Annotated in this window: 11 protein-coding genes and 1 tRNA gene; 7 read left to right on the top strand and 5 right to left on the bottom strand. The window is 69.8% G+C overall.

The window, feature by feature from the left end; all coding sequences use genetic code 11:
- From ABFX54_RS27265 to ABFX54_RS27255, 3 genes are all read left to right on the top strand, one after another.
- Nucleotides 1-851: replication initiator (locus ABFX54_RS27265; protein ID WP_346109296.1), on the top strand; the 851-nt coding region annotated here is incomplete at its 5' end.
- Nucleotides 841-1,023, top strand: a complete 183-nt coding sequence (locus ABFX54_RS27260; RefSeq protein WP_346109294.1) for a helix-turn-helix transcriptional regulator — start codon at nt 841-843, stop codon at nt 1,021-1,023. The genes ABFX54_RS27265 and ABFX54_RS27260, both read left to right, overlap by 11 nt.
- A complete protein-coding gene (locus ABFX54_RS27255) occupies nt 1,023-2,315 on the top strand; it encodes a site-specific integrase (protein ID WP_346109292.1) in 1,293 nt (430 codons plus the stop codon). Before ABFX54_RS27260 ends, ABFX54_RS27255 begins: the two co-directional genes overlap by 1 nt.
- Nucleotides 2,316-2,965: 650 nt before the next feature.
- On the opposite strand, the gene ABFX54_RS27250 is transcribed toward ABFX54_RS27255, so the two are convergent.
- From ABFX54_RS27250 to ABFX54_RS27240, 3 genes are all read right to left on the bottom strand, one after another.
- Nucleotides 2,966-3,038 (bottom strand) — tRNA-Ala (locus ABFX54_RS27250).
- A 15-nt stretch (nt 3,039-3,053) separates the two neighbouring features.
- Nucleotides 3,054-3,782, bottom strand: a complete 729-nt coding sequence (locus tag ABFX54_RS27245) for an HAD-IA family hydrolase (RefSeq protein ID WP_346109290.1) — start codon at nt 3,780-3,782, stop codon at nt 3,054-3,056.
- A gap of 15 nt (nt 3,783-3,797) precedes the next feature.
- On the bottom strand, nt 3,798-3,917 hold the full coding sequence (locus ABFX54_RS27240) for a DLW-39 family protein (protein WP_020542320.1): 120 nt from the start codon (nt 3,915-3,917) through the stop codon (nt 3,798-3,800).
- A gap of 682 nt (nt 3,918-4,599) precedes the next feature.
- On the opposite strand from ABFX54_RS27240, the gene ABFX54_RS27235 reads away from it, so the two are divergent.
- On the top strand, nt 4,600-5,340 hold the full coding sequence (locus ABFX54_RS27235; protein ID WP_346109289.1) for a hypothetical protein: 741 nt from the start codon (nt 4,600-4,602) through the stop codon (nt 5,338-5,340).
- On the opposite strand, the gene ABFX54_RS27230 is transcribed toward ABFX54_RS27235, so the two are convergent.
- Complete coding sequence (locus ABFX54_RS27230) at nt 5,318-6,451, bottom strand: MFS transporter (RefSeq protein ID WP_346109287.1); 1,134 nt, start codon at nt 6,449-6,451, stop codon at nt 5,318-5,320. The two genes, ABFX54_RS27235 and ABFX54_RS27230, sit on opposite strands and share 23 nt — an antisense overlap.
- Before the next feature lie 361 nt (nt 6,452-6,812).
- On the opposite strand from ABFX54_RS27230, the gene pdxR reads away from it, so the two are divergent.
- On the top strand, nt 6,813-8,180 hold the full coding sequence (gene pdxR / locus ABFX54_RS27225) for a MocR-like pyridoxine biosynthesis transcription factor PdxR (protein WP_346109285.1): 1,368 nt from the start codon (nt 6,813-6,815) through the stop codon (nt 8,178-8,180).
- A 9-nt stretch (nt 8,181-8,189) separates the two neighbouring features.
- On the opposite strand, the gene ABFX54_RS27220 is transcribed toward pdxR, so the two are convergent.
- A complete protein-coding gene (locus tag ABFX54_RS27220) occupies nt 8,190-8,708 on the bottom strand; it encodes a universal stress protein (RefSeq protein WP_346109283.1) in 519 nt (172 codons plus the stop codon).
- 109 nt (nt 8,709-8,817) lie between these two features.
- Between ABFX54_RS27220 and ABFX54_RS27215 the strand changes: the two genes are divergently transcribed.
- Together ABFX54_RS27215 and ABFX54_RS27210 are read left to right on the top strand one after the other, a co-directional pair.
- Nucleotides 8,818-12,024 carry an AfsR/SARP family transcriptional regulator gene (locus ABFX54_RS27215; RefSeq protein ID WP_346109281.1) on the top strand — a complete coding sequence of 1,069 codons (3,207 nt, stop codon included), beginning with the start codon at nt 8,818-8,820 and terminating at the stop codon, nt 12,022-12,024.
- 48 nt (nt 12,025-12,072) lie between these two features.
- Entirely contained in the window at nt 12,073-12,234 is a 162-nt protein-coding gene (locus ABFX54_RS27210) for a hypothetical protein (protein ID WP_346109279.1), read from the top strand.
- The last annotated feature ends 32 nt before the right edge of the window (nt 12,235-12,266 follow it).

Raw genomic sequence — 12,266 nt, 5'->3', positions numbered from 1 at the left:
GCCCCGACTGCTACGACTACGACGGCTCGGTCCTGTTCAACGCCATCAGCCCCGAGCTTTGGCGCCGCTTCACCCTCGCCCTGCGCCGCCGCTTCGCCCGCCTCAACGGCTTGACCGTCAAAGCCTTGCGCGAGCACGTCAGCATCGCCTTCGCCAAGGTCGCCGAATACCAGCGCCGTGGCGTCGTCCACTTCCACGCCGTCATCCGCCTCGACGGACCCGACGGCCCGCACTCACCACCACCCGCCTGGGCCTCCGCCGATGCCTTGACCCAAGCCGTCCAGCACGCCGCAGCAGCCGTGACAGCGGAGGTGAAACCGCTCAACCGCATCTTCCGGTGGGGCACGCAGCTCGACGTCCGCCCCATCACCATGAACGGCGACCTCACCGAACAGGCAGTCGCCGCCTACATCGCCAAGTACGCCACCAAAGCGGCTGAATGCGTCGGCACCCTCGACCGCCGCATCCAACCGCTCGACAACCTCGACGCCCTACCGATCCGCGAGCACGCTCGACACCTGATCGCCGCCTGCATGCGCTTGGGCGAGCACTCCGGCCTGGCCGAGCTGCGGCTCACCCACTGGGCCCACATGCTCGGCTTCCGTGGCCACTTCTCCACCAAGAGCCGCCACTACTCCACCACCCTCGGCGAACTCCGCGCGGCCCGCGAGGAACATATGCGCGCCCAGGAGATCACCACGGGCCGCCTGCCCCTGTTCGACGAGGACGCCGTCCTGGTCGTCGCCCATTGGGCCTACGCCGGACAAGGGCTCTCCGCCGGCGAACAGCTTCTCGCCGTCGCCATCACAGGCCGGCGGACACCACACCTCGGGGGACCAGATGACCGCTGAACTGCTCACCGTCCCAGAAGCCATGGCCGCCCTGAAGGTCAGCCGCTGGACGCTCTACAACCTCATCCGCTCCGGCGAACTCCAGTCCATCGTCGTCGGTGCCCGGTGCCGCCGCATCCCCGCCTCCTCGCTGGAGGCATACGTCACCCAACTCTGTGAGGAGGCCGCCTGATGCCCGCCAAGACCACCACGGCAACCCCGGACGAGCCCGAGCGCGGCCCTCGCAAGAGCCGGCGAACCCGGGCCAACAACGAAGGCTCGATCTTCCCGTACAAGAACGGCTGGGCAGGCTACGTCTGGGTCACCACCCCAGAAGGCAAGAAGACCCGGAAATGGGCCTACGGCAAGACTCGCGAGGAGACGCACGAGAAGTGGCTCAAGCTCCACGAGCTGGCTCGCAGGGGACCGGTAGTCACGAAATCGCCGAAGCTCTCGGACTACCTGGCGTACTGGCTCACGAACGTCGTGGAACCTAACCTCGCGCCCAAGACGGTGGCGAACTACGAGATGTTCTCCCGGCTCTACATCACGCCAGCACTCGGCTCCAAGCGGCTCGACAAGCTGACCGTGCGGGACGTCCAGACCTGGGTGAACAAGATCCGATGCTCCTGCCAATGCTGTGACCAGGGCAAAGACGCCGCCCGCCCAGAGATCCACAGCAGCCCAAAGCGCCGCCAGCACTGCTGCGCGGTCGGCAAGTGCTGCAAGTCCGAGCCCTCGGAGTGGACCGTCCACGACGCTTACATGACCCTGCGGGCTGCCCTGAGTAACGCCGTCCGCGAAGAGGTCCTTACGCGCAACGTCGCGTCCAACGTCAAGATGTCGGTCCCTCGGAAGCGCAAGGTCAAGCCCTGGTCGGTGGATGAGGCCAGGACCTTCCTAGAGTCAGCCCGCACTCGGGAAGACCCGATGTATCCGGCGTACATCCTGGTGCTCGTCCTGGGTCTCCGGCTCGGCGAGGCCCTTGGGCTGCGTTGGGAAGACGTCGATCTCGACCATGCTGAGATGACTATCGGGTGGCAGCTCCAGCGAGTCGCCGGCAAGCTGCTGCACCGCCGCACTAAGACCGCCGCCTCCGACGCGATGCTCCCCTTTCCTGAAGTCGTCACCACAGCACTCCGCGCCCGCCAACGGACATGTGACGCGGCCCGAGAAGCTGCAGGGAACGACTGGCAGGAGACCGGCCTGGTCTTCACCACCGCCAGCGGACGACCGATCGAACCGTCCAACTTCCGGCGCAGCTTCGCCAACGCCTGTGACAAGGCAGGAGTACGACGGCTCCACGTGCACGCGACACGTAAGACCTGCGCGTCCTTGCTGGTCGCCCTCGATGTCCACCCACGCGTGGCCATGCAGATTCTTCGCCACAGCCAGATCGCTGTGACCATGAACATCTACAGCGAAGTCTCCTCAGAGGAGACGCGCAAGGCGCTCAAACGCCTTGGTGATCAGTTCACTCCGTAAGCAGGGCGACTGCCTAAGGTTGAGCAGTCGCCCTGGGTTCACTTACGGACCCTGCTTCTTACGGCATGATGTCGATGCCTAGCGCTACCGATACGACGATGATGATCGCAATCACGATCGTCTTAACGTGAGCCCCCCAACTCTCAGGAAGAGTTAGAGAGACTACACATCCTCGCAAGTTGTTAGACACTGTCGATCCTCCGTAGTTTTTCACTGAGAATCGCCGCGTCTAGAACTACCAACTTGCAGTTCGCTACTACAAGATGATTAACTAAGTCGCGTTGAACACTACGAAGTTAGTCCTAGACTCGACTTCACGTGGAAGGCTCGGAAGCTGTGGCAACAGCAGCCGAGCCTTTCCTCATGCCTGGAATAGCTTAACTGCATCTGAACCCTTATTGGCCAGGGCCACCCGATTATTTTTCCTGCCGGCTCTCAGTCCAGACACTGGGATTCGTGCGAATTGCTACAAATCCCCGGTAATCCGTCAGCAGCCCCCGCAGGCAACCGGCCCCTCTGCTGTAGCTGTACAGCCAGGCTCAGGGCAGAGAAGGCGCCGTTGCTGTACTTCGCTGCTGTACGGCCCTCAAACTGTCCTAGCATGACGAAGCCCAGGCCGAGAGCGACTCTCTGACCTGGGCTTACGCGTGTGGAGCCTAGGAGATTCGAACTCCTGACTTCCTGCTTGCAAAGCAGGCGCTCTGCCAACTGAGCTAAGGCCCCTTCGACGAAGATAGCTTACCGGGCGGAGGAAGCTACCTGCGTCGTACCAAGGTCATCGCTCAGGACCAGATTCGGGAAGTCGGCGATCGAGTCGAGGATGTGGGTTGCACCGCCCTTGAGCAGGCGTTCCTTGCTGTGTACGCCTGTCATCACCCCCGCCACGATGGAGGCGCCCGCGCGTTTGCCGCAGAGCATGTCGCTTTCCGAGTCGCCGATGACGGCCACCTGGCGGACGTCGGGGACTCCTGAGCGCAGGACCGCGTGGAGGACCATGTCGGGCCAGGGGCGGCCGCGGCCGCCGGCGTCTTCCGGGGAGATGGCCAGGTCGATCTTGTCGTGCCAGCCCAGGACGCTCAGGATGCGGCTCAGGGTGGTGCGGCTGAAGCCCGTGATCAGGGCCAGTTTGATGCCGTTGCCACGGAGTTTGTCGAGGACCTCCATGACTCCGGGCATGGGTACGAGACCCGCCCGCTCCAGCGCTCCCTCGTAGGAGCGTTCGAACGTCAGGTTCGCGGCCTGTGCCTGGGCCTCGTTGCCGGGGAAGATCCCACGGAAGACATCGATCTTGGGGCAGCCCCGGGACCGGTGCACGTGAACCATGGCTCGCGCGTACGCTCCGGTCCCGGGCACTATGCCCTGGGTCGCGATCGCCTCGGCAAAGGCGCGCTCGACCATGGCGATGTCACCGACTGTGGTGCCTGCCAGGTCCAGGCACACCAGCTTGATGGGGACGACGTCACTCATCGCCTCGCCGGTCGGTTAGTTCTCGCTGCCGGTCGCCTCGGTCCAGAGATCGAGCTCTGCGCGGTCGGCCTGCACCTTACGCCAGATCAGCAACCCCCCAAGGGCGATCAGCGCCAGAACGAGCAGCTTCTTCACGGTGTGACCCCACTTCTTCGACGGCCTCACCTGCCGGGGTGAGACCCAACGGTTGACAAGCAGCCTAGCAAGGGATGGCTGGGCTCCCTGTGTTGCGCACGGACCAGATGTGTGGAATGTGCGAAGGGAGGGTGTTCAGCCCCTGGTGGGGCCGCACTACCCGTCCCATCTTGGACAACATCCCAGTGACGATGGTTCGAGCGTTGCAGGTCAAGATTCTCCATGCCCCATGGTTCATGGTTCACGGATTGGACAACAGCTCGATCATGCCAAAATTCCCAGCTTGATGCGCAGGCGCCGGGGGCGGGGTATCCGGTGGCCCACCCTTGTGCTGGTTGGGTGCGGGAGGTGAGGAGGGCTCGGGAAGTCGGTACGGATCTGCCCGTCCGTAGCGGGTGCTTCCGCCGTATCTGAAGTCGAGAAGAAGGTGATGTGGGTCCCAGACGAGGGCGGCTCGCTGTTCATCCCCAGGGGGTACGGTGCCAGGTTTCACGTGGAACTGCAGGGTGGGGCGGTCATGAAGGCGGCGGCCAGGTTCGGTCCGTACGGTCTGGTGCTGGTTGTGGTGTTCGGTGGTGCTGTGGGAGCGGGGGCCATGGTCGGTCCGCCGGCTCCTCGCCAAAGTGCGAGTGTGACGGTAGGGGAGCATGCTGGACATGAAGCCGGGTCCCACTCCGGTACGGTGCCCGGTGGGCTGCAGGTTTCCCAGGACGGTTACACGCTCAACCCGATCACCTCGATCACGACCGGCGGCGCCCCGGCGGAGTTCAGGTTCACCGTGATCGGCCCTGACGGCACCCCGGTCACCGCGTACCAGGTCGCGCACGACAAGAAGATGCACTTCATCGTCGCCTCCCGCGACCTCACGAGCTTTCAGCACGTGCACCCGAGCATGGCCCCCGACGGCACCTGGGCGGTCGGCCTTTCGGTGCCGAAGGCGGGGTCGTACCGCGCGTTCGCCGACTTCGTCCCCACCAAAGGCAAGAAGCTCACGCTTGGCGTGGATCTGCAGGCCGCGGGCGACTACCGGCCCGAGCCGCTGCCGCACGTCAGTCGTACGGCGGCCGTCGACGACTACACCGTGAACCTCGCGGGGAACATCATTCCCGGCCAGGCGAGCAAGCTCGTCCTCACCGTCAGCAAGGACGGCGAGCCGGTCGACGACCTGGAGCCCTACCTGGGCGCGTACGGCCACCTGGTCGCCCTGCGTGCCGGCGATCTCGCGTACCTGCACGTGCATCCGGAGGAGAGCGACGAGGCGGGGCCTGAGATCACGTTCGTCGCCGAGGCGCCCAGCCGGGGCGACTACCGGCTGTTCCTGGACTTCAAGCACGAGGGGAAGGTGCGGACGGCGAGTTTCACGGCGACGGCCACGCTGTCCGATGGGCATGCCCCGTCCGCTACCCACGACCACACCCATTGACCGATGCGCGGTTGACGGCCGGGGTCATGGAAGCACCGGCCAGGACGAACATGGCGCCGACCAGGAGCCATCCCAGCGTGCCCGCGCCCAGGACGACCGTCGTGAGCACGACCGGGCCGAGCATCCTGGCCACGGCCACGCCGCTGCCGAAGAAGCCCTGGTACTGGCCCTGCCGGTCGTCGGGGGCGAGGCCGAAGCCGATCTCCCACGAGCCCGAGGCGAGCTGCATCTCGCCGGCCACCAGCAGCGCCGTCGCCACGAGCAGGAACCCCCACCAGTACGGGCTCAACGCGAACACCGCACACGCCGCGAACATCGTCATCCCTGCCCGCCGCACCGCCGCCGAGGCGTCCCGCAGGCTCTTGACCCGCTTGGCCACCCGTACCTGGAACAGCAGCACACCACCCGTGTTGATCAGCAGCAGCACGGCGACCACCCACGTGGGCGCACTGGTACGCCCGGCGATCCACAGCGGCACCACCAGGCTGAGCAGCGGCATGTAGAAGAGCATCACCGCGTTGACCAGCGTGACGAGCGCGTACGGCCGGTCCCTGAGCACCGCGAGGCGGGGGCCGGCGGGGGCGGCGGTCGTCCGTACGGAAGGCAGCCGGAGGAGCAGGACGGCGGCGAGGAGGAAGCCGAGGGCGTCCACCGCGAACGCGGCCAGGTAGCCCTCGCGGGTTCCGAGGTGCAGCGCGAGCCCGCCGAGTCCGGCGCCGACGGCCAGGCCGCCGTTGAGCGTGGCCTGCAAGGTCGCCCGTACGGTGGTCCGCTCGGCGGGCTCGATCAGGGCGGCGAGCAGGGCCTGGCGGGCGGCCGACAGACCGGTCTGGGCGGTGCCGTACAGGCAGGCCACGAGGACGAACGGCACGAACGAGCCGACGAACAGGAACGAGCCGACCGCCACGGCGGTGGTGAGCGCGAGCAGGACGGCGACGCCGCGGGGGCCGCGCCGGTCGGCGAGGTGGCCCAGGGGTACGCCGGCCACCAGGCCGACGGCCCAGCCCAGGGTGAGCCCAAGGCCGATCTGGGCCGCCGACAGGCCGATGATCTGGGAGAAGTAGAACGCCGAGGTGACGAGGTAGAGGCCGTCGCCGATGGAGTTCGCCAACTGCGCTTGTGACAGGATGCGGCGATATTTCGGGATTTGGGGCCCTACGTCCCCGCGGCCCTGATCCCTGCGGCCCACGTCCTCAGAGCTCACGTCCCCAGGGCCCACCTCCCCAGGGCTCAAGTCCACACAGCTCACATCCACACAGCTCACATCCACGCGGCTCGCATCCACGCGGCTCACGTCCCCAGGACCGGCGCCGGTGCTCGGCGATCCGGCCACGACGACAGGAGCGGCAGAGGACGTGGCGAGGGAGCCGGAGGCGGAGGTCGCAACGGCCGGAGCTGGTGTCATGCGCTCATCCTGGCCCCACATTTGTCCCGAGATAAGCTCCAATCATCCCCCAAATGATTGGGCCAAGATGGACGTCCACATCAGCCTCCAAGGCCGCCGTGACCTGGCCGCACAGGTCTACCGCCAGCTTCTCGACGCCATCCTCGACGGCCGCCTCAGATCCGGCGAACGTCTCCCCCCGACCAGAGACCTGGCCCGCAGCCTGGACATCTCCAGGAACACGGTCGCCCTCGCCTACGACCGCCTCGTGGCCGACGGCTTCCTCGTCGGTCGCGCGGGCGCGGGCACGTTCGTCTCGGCGGAGCCGGTCAGGGGCCGGGCCGCGCCGAAAGGCGTCGTACGCCCGCGTCCGGTCTGGAATGACCTGCCCCTCCCGCAGCCCATGACCCCCGCCCGGTACGACTTCCGCGCCGGCGTCCCCGACCCGCGCCTGTTCCCCATGGAGACCTGGCGCCGCCTGGTGGCCCGCGAGCTGCGGGTGAGCGCCGCCGGCTACGGCGATCCCGCCGGTCACGAGCCGCTGCGCGCGGCGATCTCCCGCCACATCAGCCTCAGCCGCTCGGTGCACGCGGGCCCCGGCGACGTGCTGATCACGAACGGCGCCCAGCAGGCGCTCGACCTGATCGGCCGCGTCCTGATCGAGCCGGGCGCGGTCGTGGCCGTCGAGGAGCCCGGCTATCCCCCGGCCCGCCTGCTGTTCCGCTCGCTGGGCGCCCGCGTGGCCGGCGTTCCCGTGGACGGCGAGGGCATCGACGTCACGGCGATCCCGGGCGAGGCCCGCGTCGTGTACGTCACGCCGTCGCACCAGTTCCCGCTGGGCACGCCCATGTCGCTGGCCCGTCGCGCCGCCCTGCTGGCCTGGGCCGAGCGCCGCAGGGCGGTGGTGATCGAGGACGACTACGACAGCGAGTTCCGCTTCGGCGAGCGGCCGCTGGAGCCGCTGCAGAGTCTCGACCGGGCGGGCCGCGTCATCTACGTGGGCTCGTTCTCCAAGACGCTGCTCCCCATGCTCAGGCTCGGCTTCCTGGTCGCGCCCGCCTCGCTCGCGCCGGCCCTGCGCGCGGCCAGGCAACTGTCCGACTGGCACGGCGAACTGCCCACGCAGGCGGCGCTGGCCCGTTTCATCGACGAGGGGCTGCTGGCCAGGCACATCAGGAAGGCGACCCGCGAGTACGCCGCCAGGCACGCCCTGATCGCCGAGGCGCTTGCGGGAGACGACCGGCTGCTGCCCGTGCCGTCAACGGCGGGGCTGCACCTGTGTGCCCGGTTCGCGCCGGGTGTGATGATGCGTCCGGTGCCGGAGCTGGCGGTGGAGTCGCTGGCGGCCTACTACGACGGGAGCGCGGCGGAGCCGGGCCTGGTGCTGGGGTACGGCGGGATCGGCACCGAAGCCATCCCGGCGGGACTGCGCCTGCTCAGGTCGGCGATTCGATAGGGACCCCGGTCAGGGATGTCGGCGGGTCCAGAATCTGTGGTTGCGCTCCCCCGACATCTCGGGGTCGTCGGGCGGGGAGGGCTGCTGCACGATCACGACCGTCGTACGGGCGTGCCGCGCACAGTACATGCTGGTCGAGGGCAGGAAGATGCGGCTGAGCACACCGCGTCTCCCCCGCCCGAGCACCAGCAGGTCGCCTTCGCGGGCCAGGTCGACGAGGTGATAGCCGGGGTCGCCGACGCGGCCGACCATGAAGGTGGCCAGGTCGTCGGGCACCCCGCCCGCCACGTCCTCGAACACGCCCGCGATCACCTCGGTGCAGCGCGCCTCCTCACCCGCCCGGACGGCGTGCTGCACGGGCAGCGCCTCGGGGAAGGGGTGGACGGGCGCGCGGCTGACGTGCACGGCCACGAGAGCCATCCGGTGCAGCCTCGCCGCGCCGATGGCCCAGGCCAGGGCCCAGCGCGCCGCCGGGGTTTCGTCCACCCCGACGATCAGCCGCGCACCGCCGGGCAGATCCTGTTCCACGGTGCCTCCTGTCGAAGTACGACCATAGTGCGCCTGCCCGCTGGTTACCGGGAGGTGGCACTTTGCGAACTCTGGAGTCCCCCGGCGAGGCCGGGCGTAGCATGCGGGGGTGGAACGAGGGTGGGTGCGGCCTCGTCCCGCCCTCGACCGGCGGCTCGACGGCGCACTCGTACACCGGCTCACCTCGCTCGTGGCGACGACAGGCTACGGGAAGTCGACCGTTCTGGCTGGTTGGAGCCAGGCCGTGGGTGCGGTGCTGCACCGGTTGGGGAGCGCCGATCGTGACCTGCCCACGCTGGCCGCGACGGTGGCCTCTGCGGTGGCGGCCAAGGTGCCCGATCTGCCCGCCGAGCTGGTGACCGCGGCGGGGGCGCCGCTCGGGCCCGGCGCCGACGAGGCGTCAAGGGCGGCGGCACTGGCGGGTGCGCTGGCCGAGGCGCTGTCGCGGCGGCTGCGGCGGGGGCTGGTCCTGGTCTTCGACGGTGTCGAGGTGATCGCGGGCGCGCCGGGTCCCGTGCGGTATGTGGAGACGCTCGTACGTGCCGCGCCCCGCCACCTCCATCTGGTCACCGCGTCGCGGGCGCCGCTGCCGTTCCCGACGGCCCGGCTGCGGCAGGACCACGAGGTGCTCGATCTGGACGCCACCGATCTCGCGCTGACGCCGGAGGAGACGGCCGCCTGGGCGCGGGCGCTGCTGGGCGAGGCGGGCGCGGACATCGCGGCCGAGTTGCACCGTACGTGCGCCGGCTGGCCGGCGGCGGTGCAGGCGGCGCTCGACGCGCTGGCTCGCGAGGACCCCGCCACCTGGCGTGGCACCGTGGCCGGGCTGACGGCGAACTCCGCCACGCTCGACCGGCTCACGCTGGCCGCGTTCGAGGACCTGCCGGCCGCCATGCGTGAGCTGCTGCGCGCCGCCACGGTGCTGCCGGTGCTGACGCCGGACCTGGCCGGGGCGCTGGGCGCGCCACCCGACACGCTGGACGCGCTGGCCGGCCGCGGCCTGTTCCTCGAATTCCTGGAGCCGGGCCGCGAGAGCTGCCGGCTGACCTCCCAGGGCGGCCAGGTGCTGGCCAAACACGCCCCGCTCGACCGACACGAGGCGCACGACGTGGCGGCGGTCGCGGCCCGCTGGTACGTCGAGCACGACCGGCCCGAGCTGGCCCTGCGCGCGGCGATCTCAACCGCCCACTCCCTGCTCGCCGCCTCGCTGCTCGACGCGCACGGCCCGCGCCTGGCCGAACGCGGTGACGTGCCGGCCGCGCTGGAGCTGCTGCCCGAGCCCGCCAGGCGCTCTCCCCCGATGCTCAAGCTGGCCGGCTTCGCCGAGCAGAACCGCGGCCACTGGACCAGGGCCCGCGAGCTGCTCGCCCAGGCCGCCGACGGGCCGGCGTTCGACGCCTCCGTGGCCAGGCGGCTGGCCTTCATCGATCACCTGCGCGGCGAGCTGGATCGGGCGCTGGCCATGTACGAGCAGGGTCACGCCTTCGGCCTGCCGCCAGCCGACGCCGCCATGTGCACCGCCTCCATGGCCTCGGTGCACTGGCTGAAGGGCGACCGGGTGTCCTGCGCCGAGCTGGCGGACAAGGCGCTGGAGCAGGCCAGGAGCCTGGGCGATCCGGGCGCGCTGGCCATGGCCAACACGGTCCTCGCGATGCTGGCCGCGCTCGACGGCGACCGCCGCGCCAACGACGCCTACTACCTGCGGGCGCTGGCCTACGCCGAGCGGGCCGGCGACCTGGTCCAGCTGATCCGCATCCACGCGAACCGGGCCTCACGCCACCTGGACGAGGCCGCGTACGAGGACGCGCTGGCCGAGACGGAGATCGCCGGCCGGCTGTCGGATCTGGTGGCTTTCGCCCCCTTCGCCGCCCTGAACGTGGCCAACCGCGCCCAGGCCCTGACCCGGCTGGGCCGCCTGGAGGAGGCGCTGACCGAGGCCGCCGACGCGGTGGCCAGGTGGGAGGCGATGGGCTCCAGGCTGACCGGCACCGGCATGAACCAGCTCGCCGCCGTGCACGCGCTGCGCGGCGACCGAGGGGCGGCGACGGCGCTCTACCGGCGGGTGATCGCCCAGGCGGAGCCGTCGGGGGAGGTGCAGGCGCTGTCGCACGCGCTCAACGGGCTGGCCGAGCTGCTCGCGTACGAGGATCCCGACGAGGCCGCCCGCGTCGCCCGGCAGGCGCTCCGGTACGTCGACGGGATCGCCGGGGTGGCGGCCAGGATCGCCGCCGTACGGGTGGCGCTGGCGGCCGGGCGGCGGGAGGAGGCCAGGGCGCTGCTGGAGCAGGTCGAGCCGGTGGCGACCGGCCGCAGGGACCACGCCGCGCTGGCGGCCGTCGCCGAGATGCGCGCGGAGCTGGACGGCGACGTCGCCTCCGCCGACGAGGCGGTGCGCCGGTGGACGATGCTCGGCGATCCCATCGGCCGGGCCAGGGCCGAGCTGGTCAGGGCCGCGCTGGCCGACCCCGCGACCGGCGTCGAGGTGGCCGTGGCGGTGCGCGAACGGGTGCACGCGATCGGCTGCCGGGCGCTCGACGACCGCATCGACGCGCTGGTGGCCCGCGCCGCTCCTCCGCGCCAGGCGAAGGTGGTCGTGGAGACGATGGGAACGTTCCGCGTGCTCAGGGGCGCGGTGCCCGTGCCGCGTACGGCCTGGCAGTCGCGCAAGGCCCGTGACCTGCTGAAGATCCTGGTCAGCCGCCGGGGCGGCGCGATCGGCAGGGAGCGGCTGGTCGAGATCCTGTGGCCGGAGCAGGAGGACCAGGCGGTGGGGCTGCGGCGGCTGAACGTGATGGTGTCCACGCTGCGTGCCGTGCTGGATCCGGGGCACGAGTGGCCGGCGGACGAGATCGTGGTCTCGGAGGAAGGGGCGTTGCGGCTGGAGCTGGCCAACGTACAGGTCGATGTCGAGATATTTCTGGATCTGGTGGCTGAGGCCGTACGGCTCGATCAGGCCGGACGTGCGGCGGAGGCGCTGGAACGGTGGGCGGCGGCCGAGAACGCGTACGGCGGGGAGTTCTGCGAGGAGGACCCCTACGCCGACTGGGCCGTCGGGCTGCGTGAGCAGGCCCGGCTGGCGTACGTGCAGGCGGCGGCCAGGCTCGCCACCGAGCGGGCCGGCGCGCACCGCTACGACGAGTCGGCCCGCTACTGGCTGCGGCTGCTCGAACGCGACCGCTACGACGAGCGCGCCCACCTCGGCCTGGTACGGGTGCTCGACCTGGCGGGCCGGCGCGGCGACGCCCGCAGGCGCTACCAGTTCTACGCGGAGCTCATGCGCGAGCTGGAGGTCGAGCCCGCGCCGTACCCCGGCTAGCATCCCGACCTGAACCAGACCTGAACCGCCCGGCGAGATCGTGCACAGATGAGAACGGTCATCGTCCGGCTGGTCGAGCCCGAGCAGTCCGGCGGCCAGCTCCGTGGGCTGCTCGAAGAGGTCGGAGGCGAACCGGTGCCGTTCAGCGGCCCGGAAGCCGTCATCGAGATGCTGATGGTGGCCGCGGGACTACGCAGAGATTCGACCTGAACCTCCCGCGAACACCTCTCGCCACGATGGGT

The organism is Nonomuraea maheshkhaliensis (assembly GCF_039529435.1).
Taxonomy (GTDB): Bacteria; Actinomycetota; Actinomycetes; order Streptosporangiales; family Streptosporangiaceae; genus Nonomuraea; species Nonomuraea maheshkhaliensis.
The sequence above is the reverse complement of the archived record's forward strand: the minus strand, read 5'-3'. Positions and strand labels throughout refer to the sequence as shown.